At 43.6% G+C, this 19,630-nt stretch carries 12 protein-coding genes; 10 read left to right on the top strand and 2 right to left on the bottom strand.

The features are described 5' to 3' along the window. The first annotated feature begins 3 nt into the window (after positions 1 to 3). Both ppx and mgtE read left to right on the top strand, forming a co-directional pair. Positions 4 to 1,536, top strand: coding sequence for an exopolyphosphatase (gene ppx, locus AB204_RS03900; RefSeq protein ID WP_047962073.1), 1,533 nt, complete (start codon positions 4 to 6; stop codon positions 1,534 to 1,536). A gap of 271 nt (positions 1,537 to 1,807) precedes the next feature. Then, the gene (gene mgtE / locus AB204_RS03895; RefSeq protein WP_047962072.1) at positions 1,808 to 3,271 is read left to right on the top strand and encodes a magnesium transporter; all 1,464 of its coding nucleotides are present in this window, start codon (positions 1,808 to 1,810) and stop codon (positions 3,269 to 3,271) included. Between the two features lie 87 nt (positions 3,272 to 3,358). On the opposite strand, the gene AB204_RS03890 is transcribed toward mgtE, so the two are convergent. Beyond that, complete coding sequence (locus AB204_RS03890) at positions 3,359 to 3,838, bottom strand: Hcp family type VI secretion system effector (RefSeq protein WP_047962071.1); 480 nt, start codon at positions 3,836 to 3,838, stop codon at positions 3,359 to 3,361. Positions 3,839 to 4,644: 806 nt separating this feature from the next. On the opposite strand from AB204_RS03890, the gene AB204_RS03885 reads away from it, so the two are divergent. The 5 genes from AB204_RS03885 to baeR are packed head-to-tail and all read left to right on the top strand — an operon-like array spanning position 4,645 to position 14,324. Further along, positions 4,645 to 5,883 carry an MdtA/MuxA family multidrug efflux RND transporter periplasmic adaptor subunit gene (locus tag AB204_RS03885; RefSeq protein ID WP_047962070.1) on the top strand — a complete coding sequence of 413 codons (1,239 nt, stop codon included), beginning with the start codon at positions 4,645 to 4,647 and terminating at the stop codon, positions 5,881 to 5,883. Further along, complete coding sequence (locus AB204_RS03880; protein ID WP_047962069.1) at positions 5,883 to 9,083, top strand: MdtB/MuxB family multidrug efflux RND transporter permease subunit; 3,201 nt, start codon at positions 5,883 to 5,885, stop codon at positions 9,081 to 9,083. The genes AB204_RS03885 and AB204_RS03880 overlap by 1 nt, the downstream gene beginning before the upstream one ends. Next, on the top strand, positions 9,080 to 12,184 hold the full coding sequence (mdtC, locus tag AB204_RS03875; RefSeq protein ID WP_047962068.1) for a multidrug efflux RND transporter permease subunit MdtC: 3,105 nt from the start codon (positions 9,080 to 9,082) through the stop codon (positions 12,182 to 12,184). The genes AB204_RS03880 and mdtC overlap by 4 nt, the downstream gene beginning before the upstream one ends. Then, positions 12,184 to 13,572 carry an envelope stress sensor histidine kinase BaeS gene (gene baeS, locus AB204_RS03870; RefSeq protein WP_047962084.1) on the top strand — a complete coding sequence of 463 codons (1,389 nt, stop codon included), beginning with the start codon at positions 12,184 to 12,186 and terminating at the stop codon, positions 13,570 to 13,572. The genes mdtC and baeS overlap by 1 nt, the downstream gene beginning before the upstream one ends. 44 nt (positions 13,573 to 13,616) lie before the next feature. Further along, a complete protein-coding gene (gene baeR, locus AB204_RS03865; RefSeq protein ID WP_047962067.1) occupies positions 13,617 to 14,324 on the top strand; it encodes an envelope stress response regulator BaeR in 708 nt (235 codons plus the stop codon). A gap of 83 nt (positions 14,325 to 14,407) precedes the next feature. On the opposite strand, the gene AB204_RS03860 is transcribed toward baeR, so the two are convergent. After that, entirely contained in the window at positions 14,408 to 15,574 is a 1,167-nt protein-coding gene (locus tag AB204_RS03860) for an MFS transporter (RefSeq protein WP_047962066.1), read from the bottom strand. A 377-nt stretch (positions 15,575 to 15,951) separates the two neighbouring features. Here AB204_RS03860 and AB204_RS03855 point away from each other — a divergent pair, with 377 nt between their 5' ends. The 3 genes from AB204_RS03855 to fbaB all read left to right on the top strand — a co-directional run bounded on the left by AB204_RS03855 (position 15,952) and on the right by fbaB (position 19,580). Then, positions 15,952 to 16,296: a YegP family protein gene (locus tag AB204_RS03855; RefSeq protein WP_047962065.1), complete on the top strand. Its 345-nt coding sequence runs from the start codon at positions 15,952 to 15,954 to the stop codon at positions 16,294 to 16,296. A gap of 259 nt (positions 16,297 to 16,555) precedes the next feature. Further along, positions 16,556 to 17,932, top strand: coding sequence for a prephenate-dependent tRNA uridine(34) hydroxylase TrhP (gene trhP / locus AB204_RS03850; protein WP_047962064.1), 1,377 nt, complete (start codon positions 16,556 to 16,558; stop codon positions 17,930 to 17,932). Between the two features lie 598 nt (positions 17,933 to 18,530). After that, positions 18,531 to 19,580, top strand: a complete 1,050-nt coding sequence (fbaB, locus tag AB204_RS03845) for a class I fructose-bisphosphate aldolase (protein ID WP_047962063.1) — start codon at positions 18,531 to 18,533, stop codon at positions 19,578 to 19,580. Positions 19,581 to 19,630: the final 50 nt, after the last annotated feature.

Raw genomic sequence — 19,630 nt, 5'->3', positions numbered from 1 at the left:
TTTATGCCGTTGAAACACGACACTCCCATGCCCAAACCCCAAGAAATTGCGACTATTGATTTAGGCTCCAACAGCTTTCATATGGTAATTGCTCGTATTGTAAACGGCGCATTACAGGTTATTGGACGCTTAAAGAAGCGGGTTTACCTTGCCGATGGTTTAAACAGCGAAAATGAATTAAGCGAAGAAGCTATCCAGCGTGGTTTGAGCTGCCTTTCTCTGTTTGCCGAACGATTGCAGGGTTTTTCCGCAGATAATGTCTGTTTGGTGGGAACGCATAGTTTACGCGAAGCAACTAACGCGCAAGAGTTTTTAAAACGGGCAAAAGAAATTATTCCCTACCCGATTGAAATTATTTCTGGTCATGAAGAAGCTCGCCTGATTTTTATGGGCGTTGAACATACTCAACCAGAAAAAGGCCGAAAATTAGTCATTGATATTGGTGGTGGTTCAACAGAATTGGTTATTGGTGAGGACTTCGAACCTCTTCTGATTGAAAGCCGTCGCATGGGCTGCGTCAGTTTTGCCCGTCAATTCTTTCCTGACGGTGTAATCAACGAGCATAATTTCCGCAAGGCACGGCTTCAGGCCACCCAAAAACTGGAAAATCTTGTTTGGCAATTCCGCATAAAAGGCTGGGATTTTGCCTTGGGGGCATCGGGAACCATTAAAGCTATCCACGAACTATTGGTGGAACTAGGCGAAAAAGATGGTCTGATTACACCAGAACGCCTCAATATGCTGGTAAAACGGAGCCTGAAACACAAAAATTTCGATTCGTTGGATCTGCCGGGGCTTTCCGTTGACCGCAAACGAACTTTTGTTCCCGGCCTTTCAATCTTGTGTGGTATTTTCGACGCCCTGCATATTCAGGAATTGCGTCTATCTCAAGGAGCGCTAAGGGAAGGTGTACTTTACGAAATGGAAGATCGTTTCCGCCATCAAGATATTCGTCAAAGAACCGCCAAAAGTCTTGCTGAACACTACAATATTGACCGGGAACAAGCCGACCGGGTCTGGAACACCGCCAAAAACCTTTATGACCAATGGGTAGAGCAAAATCCCAAGCGGACGCACCCACAACTGGAATCTATTCTGCTGTGGGCTGCCATGTTGCACGAAGTCGGTTTAAGTATCAATCTGAGTGGGCTGCAACGGCATTCCGCTTATATCCTGCAAAATACCGATCTACCGGGGTTTAATCAAGAACAGCAATCGTTACTGGCAACACTGGTACGTTATCATCGCAAGGCGATTAAAGTACATGAGCATCCCCGTTTCTATCTGTTCAAGAAAAAACAGTATCTTCCTATGCTGAAGATATTGCGGTTGGCAACACTGTTGAATAATCAGCGCCAATCGACCACGACACCAGAAACCCTGAGGCTGGAAACTGATCATGGGCATTGGACGCTCTATCTGCCACCCAATTATCTAACGCAAAATGCCCTCGTGCAGCTTGATTTAGAGAAAGAACAAGACTACTGGAGTGACGTGACAGGCTGGAATTTACACATTAAAGAGGAATCGACTTAACGATACACGTTATGAAGAAGAAAAAGAAAACTGTTCAAATTACAAAATTGATACTGCTTATCAGCTTTCTGATTTTATTTGGGCGCTTTATCTATTCATTCGTTGCAGCTCTGGAGCATTACCAGCAAAAGCAAACAAAACAGCAATCGGTGGAATATCTTAGTAGACCAGAAATAAAGTAGTTATTATGCTAACTTAAGGTCAATACTCCAGATTATGTTATTGTAATTATCCTGTTTTTTTGCCCTATTTTCTGCCTTAAAGGTACATCATGTTACAGCCGGCTTTTACACCTGATAATGCAACTGTTGCCAACCAGCGTTCCCAAAAACTGGCACATGTTCGCCAACGCTTACTTTCGTTATTCATTAACGACAAGCTATTTGTCGATAAATTATTGGGCCAGGCTGATGAACATTCAGTCATCAGCGACGAACAGTTACTGGAGAAAATAGAGGAAGTCAGTACCCTGCTGGCAGACCTGCATGCTGCCGACATTGCGGATATTCTGGAAGCCTTACCCTATGATGAGCGTCTTGCTTTGTGGCGTTTGATCGACAATAACCAACGCGGTGAAGTTCTGGTTGAAGCCTCTGTCCCGATCTGGGACAACTTGATTAAAGATATGTCTGACGTCAAGCTGCTACGCGCCATTGGTACACTGCATGTGGATGAGCAGGCTTACATTGCGGAATATCTGCCACGTGAAACCACACGACGCTTACTGACTTATCTGGAGCCGAGTCAACGCAACCGCATCCGCGAAGTATTGCAGTACCATAAAGACAGCATCGGCCAGATGATGGATTTTGAGTTCGTAACAGTACGGGGAAGCATTACGCTCAGTACAGTTCAACGCTTTTTACGTTCCAGAGGCTCAATTCCCGAAACGACAGATAAGATCTTCGTTATTGATCGCAAAAACCGCCTTCAAGGGGAACTTCCTCTCACAACCTTGCTGACCAACGCACCGGACAGATTGGTTTCCGAAGTGATGAATACGGATACCGTGACTTTCTCGCCAGAGCAAAAAGGTGAAGATGCCGCCAGTGCGTTCGAACGTTATGACTTAATCTCTGCTGCGGTAGTCGATAATAATGGGCGTTTGATGGGTCGTCTGACCGTTGAAGATATCGTTGATACTTTAAGTGAAGAAACGGATACCAATATCCGCCGCATGGGGGGCTTGAGCCGGGAAGAAGACGTTTTTGCTCCTGTTGGGCAAGCTGTCAAAACTCGCTGGACATGGCTTGCGATAAACCTATGTACAGCTTTTGTCGCTTCACGTGTTATCGGGCTGTTCGAACATACTATTTCTCAGCTCGTTGCCCTGGCAACTTTAATGCCTATTGTGGCAGGGATTGGGGGTAACACCGGCAACCAAACCATTACGATGATCGTCCGGGCGCTGGCACTCCATCAAATCCAAACCGGTAGTTTTTCTTACCTGTTATTAAGGGAACTTGGCGTTGCTTTAATCAACGGTATTATTTGGGGGGGAATAATGGGCGTTGTCACTTACTTACTCTACAATGATCTGGCTATGGGTGGTGTGATGACAATGGCGATGATACTGAACCTATTGATGGCAGCCCTGATGGGTGTGTTGATTCCATTTATTATGATGAAATTGGGAAGAGATCCTGCAATTGGTTCCAGCGTAATGATTACAGCAATTACCGATACTGGTGGATTCTTTATCTTTTTGGGATTGGCAACACTGTTTTTGGTTTAAGTGCTTTCATATATTATTTTACCCAACGCATTACAATTGGGGCTTATGTAAAAACGCCGATTAGATCATCGGCGTTTATCTCAATTATTAATATACTCTGTCGTCCCAGACACTATATCCAGAAGTTCCCGCCATATGGTGACGGCAAATAATGTCTTTATATTTAATAGAAACACTTTCTTCTGGTTGTGCTTCCGCATGGTTAACACTGTGCGGATAGTTCGGAGATAAATCAAGGATTGTCGCATCACGACATTCGATAGAATAATATAATTCCTGTGCCCCGGATTGGGCTGTGCGATAAAAGTCAAATTTCAGATTTAATGTTTCATTATCTGAAATTGCCATCATTAATAATGGTGATGATTTATCTTGTGGTTTTACAAATACAATTGGACTATGGTTAACATTTTGTTCTCTGTGAATGGAATGATGTAACCTTAATACAAATATTTCATTCTCATGACCAGCCTGATACTTATTACCAATGGATTCAACAGAAGAACAACCTTGCGAAATCAACCCCTGTTTGTCTCCCTGTAACGTTAGATAGATCATATTTGCCATAATAACTCCCTGTTGTGGTTAAGGTTCATAAAGTACGATCAGACCGTGCTAATATAGCGCTAAATACGGTTAGAGGGGTAGTAAAAAAGTGTGATTAAACTCACTGTACAATAAGAGAATTATCTTAAATTTATTTAAGCACACGTTTTAACATAATCTTTTGGAAAATTATTTCCTTACGCTTGTAAACTTCCACAAAAACATAATAATATAAAGCATCCTATTGTTATTCTTTCCATCTTATCTATTCTCGAAAAATCAATGATGAGAATAATCACTATACAGCAATGTTGTTTATTTATATAAACTTATTCCTGCCAATATTGAGTTTATTGAACTTCAATTTTTATAAAGTAACAGATTAACCCTATGAGAAAAAATACAGATCATTAACTTTTCCCGCAATGGTACAGAATATATAAAATTAACAAACTATCCTGCTATATGTAAGATCCTGAGTGGCAATCAGGTTAGTAGAACAAATACTGAAAGACGAAGCTGATTTTGTTGGTGGTTTAGCTGCAACAATCACAGTTACGAAAATTGATAGCGAACTCGGTTTTACACAAAAAGTACAAGAGGAACGCCTATCGTTCGTAACATACTTCTTGGTGTCCCATTGGATGCCTCATCACAAATTTCATGAAAAATCACTATCAAAAACATTATCTTTTTGACACAACCTCCATATTTTCTTCATTATTGACTAATTCTCGCTGGTTACACTAATAATATATTCTGCATCTATTTGGCGTAAGATGCGGCACGATTGATTATCGCCACAACATTGAGAGAATGTCGAGCAAATGAATAACAAAAGTCGTTCCTACTTTTTCCGACTCGCTGCGGCTATAGCCGTGATCGTCGTGGTGGTTTTCTTTGCGTGGAAATACCTTAACACGCCTTCAACATCAGATAAGACCCAGGATCCAAAATCAGAACAAAATGAAATCAAGCAAGCTCGATCGCCTGTGCAAGTAGCAACGGCTGAAATAAAATCTGTCCCCCATTATTTAAGAGGATTAGGGACGGTTCAGGCTGCCAATACCGTGACTGTCACCAGCCAAGTGGAAGGCCAGTTAATAAATCTGCATTTCAATGAAGGCCAATATGTCAAAAAAGGGGACTTACTGGCTGAAATTGATCCGCGTCCTCTTCAGGTCAAATTAGCAAGAGCACAAGGGCAATATGCCAAAGATCAGGCAACATTAACAAATGCCAAACAAGATCTGATCCGCTTTCAACAATTGGTGAAAAATAAACTTATCTCCCAGCAAGAGCTGGATAAGCAAATTTCTTTGGTACGTCAGAGCGAAGCCAGTCTGAAAGCTGATCAATCAGATATCGACGAAGCTAAACTACAATTGAACTACAGCCGCATTACTGCACCTATTTCCGGTCGTGTTGGTTTGAAACGTATTGATATCGGTAATTACATATCTGGCGCAGGTGGTACTCCGATTGTTGTTATTACACAAGTCGATCCCATTGATGTCCTGTTTTCTCTGCCTGAAAATGATATCGGCTTCGTGTTAAACGCCCAGAAAAATCACGCCAATGTGCCGGTCAGCGTGTGGGATCGCAATAATCAGCAACAATTGGCGCAAGGTAAACTACACAGTATTGATAACCAAATTGATGTCGCTACCGGCACGATTAAGATGAAAGCTCAATTTAATAATCAGGGCAACGTGCTGTTTCCTAATCAGTTCGTCAATATGCAGATAAAAGTCGATACACTGAATAATGTCATTGTGATCCCAACAGCCGGGTTACAAATGGGTAATTCAGGTAACTTTGTCTGGAAAGTGGATAAAGAAAATAAGGTCAGCAAGCATAAAGTCATTGCGGGGCTGCAAAACAGCCAACTCGTGGTTATCAACAGCGGTTTGTCCGCAGGCGAACGTGTTGTCACCGATGGTATTGACCAACTGACCGAAGGTGCCAGGGTCGAAATTGTCAAACCTTTGACAGCGGAGTCACTTGATACCGATAACGTTCAGAAAAACACAGCGCAATTAAACGGTAAAGTGGAGAATTCCTGATGCAACCTGATTCTCCAATTTCAGGCGGGGGGCCATCCCGTCTGTTTATCTTGCGTCCTGTTGCCACGACGCTGTTTATGATTGCGATATTGCTGGCTGGGTTTATCGGCTATCGGATGTTGCCCGTTTCTGCGTTGCCACAAGTGGATTATCCGACTATTCAAGTGGTCACGCTCTATCCCGGAGCCAATCCTGATGTTATGACATCTGCCGTTACAGCGCCGCTGGAACGCCAGTTCGGGCAAATGTCCGGCTTAAAGCAGATGTCTTCCAGAAGTTCCGGGGGAGCCTCTGTTATCACGCTGGTATTCCAGCTTTCACTGCCATTGGATGTAGCCGAGCAAGATGTACAGGCCGCCATTAATTCAGCCAGCAATCTATTGCCGGAAGATTTGCCTTATCCCCCCATTTATAGCAAAGTCAATCCGGCTGATCCCCCTATTTTGACGCTGGCCGTAACATCTGATGCCCTGCCTATGACGCAAGTGCAGGATATGGTGGAAACCCGTGTAGCCCAGCGTATTTCTCAGGTCAGTGGCGTGGGTTTGGTGACATTGGCTGGCGGGCAACGTCCTGCGGTACGTGTGAAATTGAATGCTCAGGCCATCGCTGCGCAAGGTTTAGACAGTGATACGATTCGTTCGGCTATCATGAAAGCCAATGTCAATTCTGCAAAAGGCAGTTTTGATGGGCCAACACGTTCAATCACGATTTCCTCCAATGATCAGATGAAATCTATCGATGATTATCGCAAGTTAATCGTCGCCTATAAAAATGGCTCCCCTATTCGCCTGAGTGATGTTGCGACCATTGAACAAGGGGCAGAAAATGACAAACTCGGCGCATGGGCCAATGAAAAACCCGCTATTGTCATCAATGTTCAACGCCAACCCGGCGCGAATGTTATCGAGACGACAGATAATATCCGTGTCATGCTGCCAGAGCTGATCAGCAGCCTGCCCAAATCAGTCAATGTGGAAGTCCTGACAGATCGTACTGTTACAATCCGCAATTCAGTCAAGGATGTGCAATTTGAACTGTTGCTGGCTATTGCGCTGGTTGTCATGGTGATTTATCTGTTCTTGCGCAATACCACGGCAACCCTGATTCCTAGTATTGCTGTACCGCTTTCATTGGTGGGTACGTTTGCCGTTATGTATTTCTGCGGCTTTTCCGTCAATAACCTTACTTTGATGGCATTAACCATCGCAACCGGCTTTGTAGTCGATGATGCAATTGTCGTTATAGAAAATATTTCCCGTTATATTGAACGGGGAGAAAAACCGCTGGCGGCAGCATTAAAAGGAGCGGGAGAAATTGGCTTTACTATTATTTCTCTGACCTTTTCGTTAATTGCTGTATTGATCCCATTGCTGTTTATGGGAGATATCGTCGGCCGCCTGTTCCGGGAATTTGCTATTACTCTTGCTGTCGCCATTTTAATTTCTGCGGTTGTGTCATTGACACTAACACCAATGATGTGCGCAAGAATGTTGAAATCCGAAGCAGAAATTAAACACAACCGCTTTGAACAAGCTTGCGAACATTTCTTTGAACGCATGATTGCCATATATGCGGTCTTTTTGAAACGGGTGTTAAATCATCCTTGGATCACCCTTAGCGTTGCGTTTGGTACGTTAGCGCTGACTGCCCTGCTCTATATCATGATCCCCAAAGGTTTTTTTCCTTTGCAGGATAACGGGTTGATTCAGGGCACACTGGAAGCCCCACAATCCATTTCATTCAATGCAATGGCAGATAAACAACGGCAGGTGACTACGCTGTTACTGCAAGATCCTGCGGTGGATAATGTCACGACATTTATCGGCGTTGATGGTAATAATGCAACGTTGAATAATGCACGTCTCCAGATTACGTTGAAACCACTCAACCAACGCGACGACCGGATTGACGAGGTAATTCCACGATTACAGAAACGGATTGCCGGAGTACCCGATATCACATTGTACCTACAACCGACACAAGATTTAACAATTGACACCCAAGTATCCCGTACGCAATACCAATTCACATTACAGGCAACTTCCCTTGATGAACTCGCTGTCTGGGTTCCCAAATTGCAAAGTGCCCTGAAGCAACGAGCTGAGTTGGTAGATATCGGTCACAATTGGCAGGATAAGGGGCTTGTCGCTTATCTCAATGTAAATCGTGATATGGCCAGCCGATTTGGGATCTCCATGGCTGCCGTGGATAATGCGCTGTATAACGCTTTCGGCCAACGCCTGATTTCGACCATTTACACACAGTCAAATCAGTACCGAATCATTCTTGAACAAGATACGAAAAATTCATCAGGTCTGGAAGCGTTCAACGATCTTTACCTGACTGGAAAAGATGGAAAAATGGTGCCACTTAATGCCATTACTACCGTTGAACAACGGCTTGGGAATTTATCTATCAATCACTTGCAACAATTCCCTTCTGTCACGTTTTCGTTCAATACTGCGAAAAGCGCTTCCCTTGAAGACGCAGTAAACGCCGTCAAGGAGACAGAACGGTCGATTCAAATGCCAAAAGATATTATCACGCAATTTCAAGGGGCAACGCTGGCGTTCCAAGATGCTCTCAGCAATACCCTTTGGTTGATTCTGGCTGCGGTCGTCGCTATGTATATCGTGCTCGGTATACTGTATGAAAGTTTTATCCATCCAGTCACAATCTTGTCAACCTTGCCTACTGCGGGTGTTGGCGCACTGCTGGCTTTGATGGTGGGTGGATATGAATTAGATATTATCGCCATTATTGGGATCATTCTCTTAATCGGCATTGTGAAGAAGAATGCCATCATGATGATCGATTTTGCTCTGGCAGCGGAGCGTGAAAAGGGCATGTCCCCTTATGAGGCTATTTATCAAGCCTGTCTGTTACGTTTCAGGCCGATATTGATGACGACAATGGCGGCACTATTGGGTGCATTGCCTCTGATGCTCAGTACCGGTATTGGGGCGGAACTGCGTCGCCCATTGGGTGTCAGCATGGTGGGCGGTTTGATTATGAGCCAGATTCTGACCTTGTTTACAACTCCCGTCATTTATCTACTTTTTGATCAGTTAGCGCATTCTTACCGGAAAAGTAATTACCGGAAAAGTAATTACCGGAAAAATAAGAACCGGGAGGCTGGGAAAGATAATCAAACGAAGCTTGATAAACCCTCTGTTAATCATCAGGAGCCGCTGTGAAATTTTTCGCCCTATTTATCCAGCGGCCGGTTGCCACGACGTTGCTGAGTTTAGCCATCACGCTGTGTGGTGCGCTCAGTTTTATCTTGTTGCCTGTGTCACCGCTGCCAAAAGTTGATTTTCCTGTGATAACAGTCCATGCCTCTATGCCCGGTGCGTCACCAGAAACGATGTCGTCCTCTGTGACGACACCTCTGGAACGCTCGTTAGGCAGGATTGCAGGGGTAAAAGAGATGGGGTCCACCAGCTCGTTGGGAACCTCCTTTATTTATTTGGAGTTCGACCTCAATCGGGATATCAATGGCGCAGCAAGGGACGTTCAATCCGCCATCAATGCTGCACAAAGCTTATTGCCCTCCGGTATGCCAAGCAAACCGGTATATTATAAAGCCAATCTATCAGACGCCCCGATCATGATATTAACCCTCACGTCAGACAGTTATAGTGAAGGGCAGCTCTATGATCTGGCTTCCACCAGATTGGCTCAAAAAATTTCTCAGGTAGAAGGCGTCAGTAAAGTCAGTGTCGGCGGTAGTTCATTACCTGCTATACGTGTTGAATTGAATCCTAACGCCCTTTTCAATCAAGGTGTTTCCCTCAACGATGTCAGCAATGCGATCAGTGATGCCAATGTCCTGCGCCCGACGGGCTATGTTGATTCAGATAAACAAAACTGGCAACTGCACACCAATGACGAACTGAAAACAGCAGACAGCTATCGCTCTATTATTGTGCATTATAATAATGGCGCTCCGGTCCGTTTGCAGGATGTCGCAAATGTTAAGAATTCTGTCGAGGATATTCGGGCAGCGGGGATGTCCGGCAATAAGTCTGCAATTGTCATTATTATCCGCCGTGAAGCAGGTGCGAATATTATCGCAACGGTTCAACGCATTCGTGATCAACTTCCTATCCTGCAAGAATCCCTGCCTGCCAGTATTCAATTAAACATCGCACAGGATCGCTCACCAGCTATCCGTGCTTCCTTGCAAGAAGTAGAAAGGGCACTTGCCATTGCGGTTGCCTTGGTCATTCTGGTCGTGTTCCTGTTTTTACGTTCAGGCCGGGCCACATTGATTCCGGCAATTGCCGTTCCGGTATCACTCATTGGCACTTTTACTGCTATATATTTGTGTGGATTCAGTTTGAACAACCTTTCGCTGATGGCACTAACCATTGCCACCGGATTTGTTGTCGATGATGCGATTGTTGTACTGGAAAATATTTCCCGGCATCTGGATGCCGGGTTGAAGCCGATGGAAGCCACCCTCAAAGGCGTCAGGGAAGTTGGGTTCACCGTACTTGCCATGAGTCTGTCACTCATTGCCGTATTCATTCCTCTCGTGTTGATCGATGAGCTACTCGGCCGGCTCTTCCGGGATTTCGCTGTCACACTTGCAACCGCCATTGGGATTTCTCTGTTAGTTTCACTGACATTGACTCCAATGATGTGCGCGTATTTACTCAAGTCATCACCGATAAAAACACAGAGACAAAAGCAAGGCTTCGATAAGGTATTGCTGAAAATTCAGCAAAGTTATGGCCGCTCACTGAAATGGATACTCAACCATACCCGCTGGGTACTGCTCACATTAGTCGGCATTATCGCTCTGAATATCTGGCTCTATATCAGTATTCCGAAAACATTTTTTCCTCAACAAGATACGGGAAAAATGTTGGGCTTTGTGGTTGCGGACCAAAGTATTTCATTTCAAGCTATGCGTGAAAAAATGAAACGTTTTATGCAGATCATTGATGAAGATCCAACAGTGGATAATGTTGTGGGATCTACCGGTGGTGATAGCATCAACACTGGCGTTATGTTTATTTCCCTGAAACCACGGGAAGAGCGTTCTGAAAGTGTTCAACAAGTGATAACGCGTTTAAGGAGTAAGCTCACCAATGAGGCAGGAGCACGCCTTTATTTAGTTCCTGTTCAGGATCTCAGATCCGGGGGGCGTGGTTCAAAATCCACTTATCAGTTTAATTTACTGTCCGATGATTTTGGTGAACTGCGCAAATGGAGTCCTATTGTCAAAAAAGCATTGGAAAAACAGCCGCAATTGGTGGATGTCAATTCAGATGAGGATGAAGAGGCTAAAGGGGCAGAAATAGCAATTATCTATGATCGTGATGTCATGGCACGTTTAGGCATCAATGTCTCTGATGCTAATAATTTACTCTATAATGCCTTTGGGCAACGGCAGGTTTCTACCATTTATCAACCGTTAAATCAGTACAAGGTGGTGATGGAAGTTGCACCGCAATACAATCAGGACCCAACGGCTCTGGAGAAAATGTTTGTCATTAATAGCAAAGGGGAACGTATCCCGCTTTCCTATTTTGCTCACTGGCGTCCTGCTAACGCCCCGTTAGATGTTTACCACGAAGGGCTTTCTGCCTCTTCCACTATCGGTTTTGATGTTGCGCCGGATTATACGTTGACTGACGCAATCAGTGTAATAGAAAGAACTATGACAGAACTCGGTGTTCCTTCGTCAGTCCGCAGTTCATTCGCAGGCACTGCACAAGATTTCCAACAGAGTGAACGCTCCCAATTGTTTGTGATCCTTGCTGCGATTGTGACGGTTTATCTGGTTCTGGGCGTCTTGTATGAAAGTTATCTTCATCCATTGACGATTCTTTCTACCCTGCCCTCTGCGGGAGTAGGGGCATTATTAGCACTGGAGTTATTCAATACGCCATTTAGCTTGATTGCGATGATTGGAATCATGTTGCTGGTGGGAATTGTCAAGAAAAACGCCATTATCATGGTGGATTTCGCCCTCGAAGCACAACGAAACGGCAATGTCAGTCCTCAAGAGGCAATCTTTCAAGCCTGTTTATTGCGGTTCCGGCCGATTATGATGACAACGCTTTCTGCGTTGTTCGGTGCCTTACCTTTGGTATTGAGCCACGGTGATGGCGCTGAATTGCGTTTCCCGTTGGGTATCACTATTGTCGGTGGTCTGGTGATGAGCCAGTTGCTCACGCTATACACTACTCCTGTTGTGTACCTGTTCTTTGACCGACTGCGCGAAAAATGGCTGCGACGTCGTACCAAACAGCCTCATGCATCGGCATCATCAGGAAATTCATGATAAAAACAGGCATCAGCAGTAAGTTATTTTTGGCGATTTTTGCCACTTGTATGTTGGTATTGGTCACTATGCACTGGGGCGTTCGCCTCAGTTTCCAGCACGGCTTTATTGGCTATATCAAACAAAATAGCCAAATGCGGGCAAAGATGTTGGCAGAAGCATTGACAGAACAATACCAGCAATACGGCGATTGGCGTTTCTTAACCCAAAATGATCGGATGATTTTTCAAATCATCCGTACTATTGAACAAAATAGTGATATCTATAAAAAAACGACTTCCCACGGTTGGCGTCCCCAGTTCTGGGTTGTAGACACTCAAATGAATCGTCTGGTAGGTCATTCCAGTGATATTCCGGCAGAAAGTTACCGTGAACCTGTCACCTATCAAAATAATGTTGTCGGTTGGGTCATTGTCAGCACTTCAGATAAAATTACTCGTCAGGCCGATATTAGTTTCGCCCACCAGCAACAATTCACCAGTTGGATTATTGCTGGTTTTTCCACCTTACTGGCACTGATTGCGACTTTTCTTCTCTCCCGTGGTTTTTTAAGACCGGTCAAACGTCTGGTAGAAGGAACCCACAAACTTGCCGCTGGTGATTTTAGTGTCCGCGTTATTCCATCCAGTCAGGACGAAATCGGTAAGTTAGCGTCAGATTTTAATCAGCTTGCCAGTACACTGGAAAAAAATGAGCAGATGCGACGTGACTATATGGCGGATATTTCCCATGAATTGCGCACCCCGCTTTCTGTGCTGCGTGGAGAACTGGAAGCCTTGCAGGATGGTGTGCGGCAACCGACACAGGAGACTATCCATTCTCTACTCACGGAAGTCACGACCTTAACAAAATTGGTCGACGACCTGCATTTACTATCACTTTCCGATCGTGGCTCTCTGACTTATAGAAAAGAAGCCGTTAGGGTCAGTGAATTACTGCAACTCTCTGTGGCAGGTTATCAAGGTCGTTTCGCTGATAAACAAATCACCTTGGCGTTGAGCCTGAAAGAAAATGTAACTCTGTTTGCTGATCCAGATCGACTGATACAGCTATTCCAAAATTTGCTGGAAAACAGCCTGCGCTACACCAATGAACACGGAAAAATAATTATTCAAGCCTACTCGGAGCAACGCAGATGGATATTGGATTTGCAAGACAGTGCTCCCGGACTGACTGCCGAGCAATGCCAACATATTTTTGAGCGTTTTTATCGATGTGAATCTTCCCGCAATCGTGCAAGCGGTGGTTCCGGGCTAGGGCTGGCAATTTGTTATAATATTGTCGAAGCACATGATGGAACCATTCATGCAGAAAGATCACCTTTAGGTGGTATAAAAATTCACGTAGAATTGCCGTTGATGACATTCTCTGAACCTGAAACACTCTGAACCTGAAACACTTTGAACATGAAACACTCTGAACTTGAAACGCAATGAGTATACATTCTACACAATATACCGTTCTCATCGTTGAAGATGAACCGAAGTTGGGACGGCTGCTGGTTGATTATTTGCAATCGGCAGATTATCAAACTGAATGGCTGAAACGCGGTGATGAAGTCATTGATCATGTTCAAAGATATCAACCCCATATTATCTTGCTTGATCTGATGCTACCCGGTCTTGATGGGTTATCGGTCTGTCGGGAAATTCGTAAGTTTTCTGATATCCCGATTGTAATAATGACGGCAAAAACGGAAGAGATTGATCGGCTTCTCGGATTGGAAATTGGGGCTGATGATTATATCTGCAAACCGTATAGCCCACGGGAAATGGTAGCCAGAGTAAAAACAATCCTGCGCCGTTGTTATCGCCCGCAAGATATCGTCAGCGAACAAGGTGCGCTGACGATAGATGAAAATCACTTTCAGGCACGTTATCTTGAACGGGTGCTTGAACTGACACCCGTTGAATTTCGTTTGCTTAAGATTATGTCCAGCCAACCGGGGCGTGTTTTTTCCCGTGATCAGCTATTGAATAATCTTTATGATGATCATCGCATCGTGAATGATCGTACCATTGATAGCCATATTAAAAACTTGCGTAGAAAGCTAGAACAATTGGATGAAGATAAATCTTTTATTCGTTCAATTTATGGCCTGGGCTATCGTTGGGAAGCCGAGATCTGTCGTTTGATGTGACAATATTCACGGCAATCGGTTTTGCCTCAACAATTCGGGTTTTTTTCAACAAGTCGGTTTTGTTTCAACAAGTCGGTTTTGTTTCAACAAGTCACACGATTTTTCTTATAAGCAAGAAAGCCTGAAATTACAGCTAATAACAATGCCATAGAAGCTAATACTCCCCCTGTAAAATTGAGGGCTGTGTAACCATAATTAGATGCGATAATCACACCACCCAGCCATGCGCCGACTGCATTACCCAGATTAAAAAAACCAATATTGACTGAGGAAACCAAATTAGCTGCACCCGCTTCTTGTGCTTTATCCATCACCAGACGCTGGATTGGCGATACGGTAGCAAAACCAAGCGCCGCCATGAAAAATATACTCAAACAAGCAATGAATGGATTCGCTCCATATAACCAAAAAATAAACAGCACTAGAGATTGCAGCCCCAATGTCCAATACAGCAATGGCATCATTGCCTTATCTGCAAGCTTTCCACCAACGATATTGCCAAAGAAAAATCCTAACCCCAACACCAGAAGGACCCATGTGATTGCACTCTCAGAGAAACCGGCAATATTAACCATGAGTGGGGAAATATAGGTAATCGTCGTAAAGAATGCAGCAGGGCCTAAAACGGTAATCCCCATCGCCAGTAGGACATGGATATTCGTAAAAGCCAACAATTCCTTTCTGATACTGACAGGCGTTTTCTGAGCGAATCTGGGTAATAACTTTAAAATTCCAGCCAACGCAATGATGCCAATCACAGTAATTATTACAAAAGTGACACGCCAAGAAATCTCTTTTCCTATCCATGTCCCAAACGGTATTCCGACCAAATTGGCCAGTGTCATTCCACTAAACATAAATGCGATAGCTGTGGTTTTTCTATTTTCTGGTGCCAGTTCAGCGGCAATAATAGCCCCTATTCCCATGAAAGCACCGTGAGTAAGGGAAGCAACAATGCGCCCAATAATTGCCAGATAAAATGTCGATGAAAAAGCAGTCAATGCATTCCCGATAATAAATAATATCATTAATATGGAAAGCATCTTTTTTCTTTCAATATGCCCTCCCAAGATAATCAGAACCGGTGCTCCAACAAAGACACCAAGTGCATAACTGGTTACCATATACCCCGCAGTTGGTATTGAAATACTAAATGTCGTTGCAATTTCAGGAAGTAAACCAGCGACAATAAATTCAGTTGTAGCAATGCCAAATGTTGCGATGGCTAAAGCCCAGATAGCTGCCGGCATAGGGAGTTCCTAATTCAAGGGTAAATTAATGGGTTTATTATTCAAATAGAGTCTATACCCTTCGTCTTTCAAGTTGCCTCTTTGTTGGCTGCACTCACTCACCCCAGTCACATAGTTATCTATGCTCCCGGGGATTCGTTCCCTTGCCGCCGCGACGCAACTTGAAATCCATTGGGTATATTTATTTCTGAATAAGATTTTACTGTAATATATTCATGTAGCCTCTTTCCATCAACATCAAAGCAGCTCTATGTTCGTTTTAATGAACTAACGTCAAGTTACTACTACACTACAAATAAATTTTTTGCCAAACCACTTCGCCGTACAAAATTCAAGCTAAAATTAAGCTGATAATTCCCCAATCAGGAGAATTTCTTATGGCTACTGGACATTATGATCTTAAGAAAGCAAAGAACGGGCAATTTTACTTCACTCTGGTGGCGGCAAACGGTGATATTATTTTGAGCAGTGAAATGTATACCACTAAGGCTGCCGCCAATAAAGGTATTCACTCTGTACGGGTCAATTCTCCCGATAAAACCCGCCATGAAGTGAGAAAAAATAAGTCGGGTAAGTCTTATTTTGTCCTGAAAGCTCGCAATCATCAGGTTATTGGTGTCAGTGAACTTTATGCTAATGAAGACAGCATGAAGAAATGTATACAATCGGTCATGAAAACCGGGCCGACAGAAAGTATTCGTGATTTGACCAAACACAATTAATGACTCGCGCCGTATCAGTGGCGCGTTTTTCTTTAACCATATTCGGTAATTCAATTTATAACCAATGCAGGCTAACTTGTTCTGGTGACTAAAGTAGTCTCAGAAGAAATCATCCCTAGCCCCCCTTCCGGGACAATAATATATTTGTGCTAATGACGGAATAAGCGCTAAAATCCCCCACCCTTTAACCTTACCCTTAGTAATGATAAAGATGATAGGGTAAGGGCTGACTTGAACTCAGACCGAGAATGCTAAGAATATGTTTACTCCAGAATTACTTTCTCCTGCCGGCTCTTTGAAAAACATGCGTTATGCATTTGCCTATGGGGCTGATGCTATCTATGCCGGGCAACCCCGCTATAGCCTGCGTGTCCGCAATAATGAATTTAACCATGAAACGTTGGCTCAAGGCATTAAAGAAGCCCACGAATTAGGTAAACGTTTTTATGTCGTCGTCAATATCGCACCACATAATGCAAAACTGAAAACATTTATCCGTGATTTGAAACCTGTTGTGGAAATGGGACCTGATGCGCTGATTATGTCCGATCCGGGTTTAATCATGATGGTGCGCGAAGCATTTCCTGAAATAGATATTCATCTTTCGGTTCAGGCAAACGCGGTTAACTGGGCTACGGTCAAATTCTGGAAGCAAATGGGATTGACGCGTGTCATTCTTTCCCGTGAACTTTCACTGGAAGAAATTGCTGAAATCCGTCAGCAAGTACCAGAAATGGAACTTGAAGTTTTTGTCCATGGCGCACTCTGCATGGCCTATTCTGGCCGTTGCCTGTTATCAGGCTATATCAATAAACGCGATCCCAATCAGGGAACGTGCACTAACGCCTGCCGCTGGGAATACAATGTTCAGGAAGGTAAAGAAGATACTGTCGGTAATATCGTTCATATGCACGAGCCTATCCCTGTCAAGAATGTTGAACCCACATTGGGCCAAGGTGCTCCAACAGACAAAGTATTCATGATCGAAGAAGCCAAGCGCCCGGGCGAATACATGTCAGCATTTGAAGATGAGCATGGCACTTATATCATGAACTCTAAAGACTTACGTGCGATTGAGCATGTGGAAAGATTGACCGACATGGGTGTTCACTCATTAAAAATCGAAGGCCGTACAAAATCTTTCTATTATTGTGCCCGCACAGCTCAGGTATATCGCCGTGCCATTGATGATGCCGTTGCCGGAAAACCTTTCGACCCCACTCTCATGACTACTCTGGAAGGTCTGGCACACCGTGGCTATACAGAAGGTTTCCTGCGTCGTCATACCCATGATGCCTACCAGACTTATGAATACGGCTATTCGGTATCAGACACTCAGCAATTCGTTGGTGAGCTTACTGGCAACCGAATCAGCGGGTTGGCTGAAGTCGCCGTGAAGAATAAGTTTCTTGTTGGAGATCAACTGGAACTCATGACACCATCAGGCAATATTAATTTTACGTTAGAATCCATGACAAATAAGAAAGGTCAGTCAGTGGAAGTAGCGCCCGGTGATGGGCATATCGTTTATCTCCCAATTCCTGAAGAAATTGATCTGAATTATGCTTTACTTGTCCGACATTTAAAGAGCGGTAATACCAGAGCTCCTCATTCACAAGAATTTCAAGTGAAATAATTCGAAATAAGTTTTTAAAGAAATTCTTCTGTTTTTTTAGAAACAGATCACATCAATACCATTTTATTTCTCGTATTATCAGCTTTGAAAAACTAAGAACTAAAAAAGTTTTACTGTAAGACTAGGAACCACCTCCTTGGCTAGCTCAATCTCCCTTGGGCTGGCCTTTTCTTTTATACAAAGAAATAAAAATAGCAATAAATTCAATCAATTATAAAAAGCATATCAATTCAAAAGTATAAATTAGTTTAATGTTTTTCAATTTCTCATTGGATGCATATTAATCAGAAACTGGTAACGTTATTTATTATCAGCAATGAAATCATATAGCAATAAATATCATCTGGATTCCTTCAGTTTAATGAAGGAAACTTTAAGAAAACACCGCTCAATTTATTCAATTACAGAATAGCCTAATGGTTATTTATCATCATGCCAAATAAGTATTATTTTACTTTACTGTCATGCAGAATGATTAAATTTTAACAAGTTTTGTATTAACTGAAGCGATCCACTACGGTTTCCCTTTCTGCTTACCTTGTGATCAATATAAATATCAACAACAATCAGCAGCGCCTTTTGCAAACTGGAGTTAATCATGACTGATATCGCTAAGTTGTTAGGAAAAGACGCTGAAAGTTTATTACAACATCAATGCAATACCATTCCACGTGAAAATCTCTATCTCCCCGGTACAGATTTTGTCGATAGAGTGATGATCGAAAATAATCGACCCAATACTGTTCTACGTTCCATGCAGACCTTAATGAATCACGGTCGTCTGGCAGGCACTGGTTATCTCTCAATTTTGCCGGTAGATCAGGGCGTTGAGCATTCTGCGAGTGCTTCTTTTGCCACCAACCCTCTCTATTTTGATCCCAAAAATATCGTTGAATTGGCGATCGAAGCAGGTTGTAACTGTGTTGCTTCAACTTATGGTGTGCTGGCATCAGTTTCTCGCCGTTATGCCCATAAAATTCCGTTCTTGGTGAAACTAAATCATAATGAGACGTTGACCTATCCAGCCCAATATGACCAAACCTTGTATGCCAGTGTCGAACAGGCATTTAACATGGGGGCAGTTGCGGTCGGTGCAACAATCTATTACGGCTCTCCTGAATCACGTCGTCAAATCGAAGAAATTTCTGCCGCTTTCGAACGCGCTCATGAACTAGGCATGGTTACTGTGTTATGGGCTTATCTGCGTAATTCCGCTTTCAAAAAAGATGGGGTTGATTACCATACCAGCGCCGACTTAACGGGCCAGGCAAATCATCTGGCAGCAACAATCGGTGCTGATATCGTTAAGCAGAAAATGGCTGAAACCAATGGTGGCTATACTGCTATTGGGTTTGGCCATACTGATAAACGTGTTTATAGCAATTTGACCACTGAACACCCGATTGATCTCGTTCGCTATCAACTTGCTAACTGCTACATGGGGCGCGCTGGATTAATCAATTCTGGTGGCGCTTCCGGCAATAACGACTTGAGTGATTCAGTCCGCACCGCTGTCATCAACAAACGTGCCGGGGGCATGGGGTTGATCCTTGGCCGCAAAGCATTCAAGAAATCAATGAAAGAAGGCGTTGAGCTAATCCACTCCGTTCAGGATGTTTATCTCGACAAAAAGATCACAATCGCGTAATCCTGCTTTTTTCATCTTTCATACTCAAGATGGGGATACAAATATCCCCA

The sequence above is a fragment of the Xenorhabdus khoisanae genome (genome assembly GCF_001037465.1).
Classification (GTDB): domain Bacteria; phylum Pseudomonadota; class Gammaproteobacteria; order Enterobacterales; family Enterobacteriaceae; genus Xenorhabdus; species Xenorhabdus khoisanae.
The sequence above is the reverse complement of the archived record's forward strand: the minus strand, read 5'-3'. Positions and strand labels throughout refer to the sequence as shown.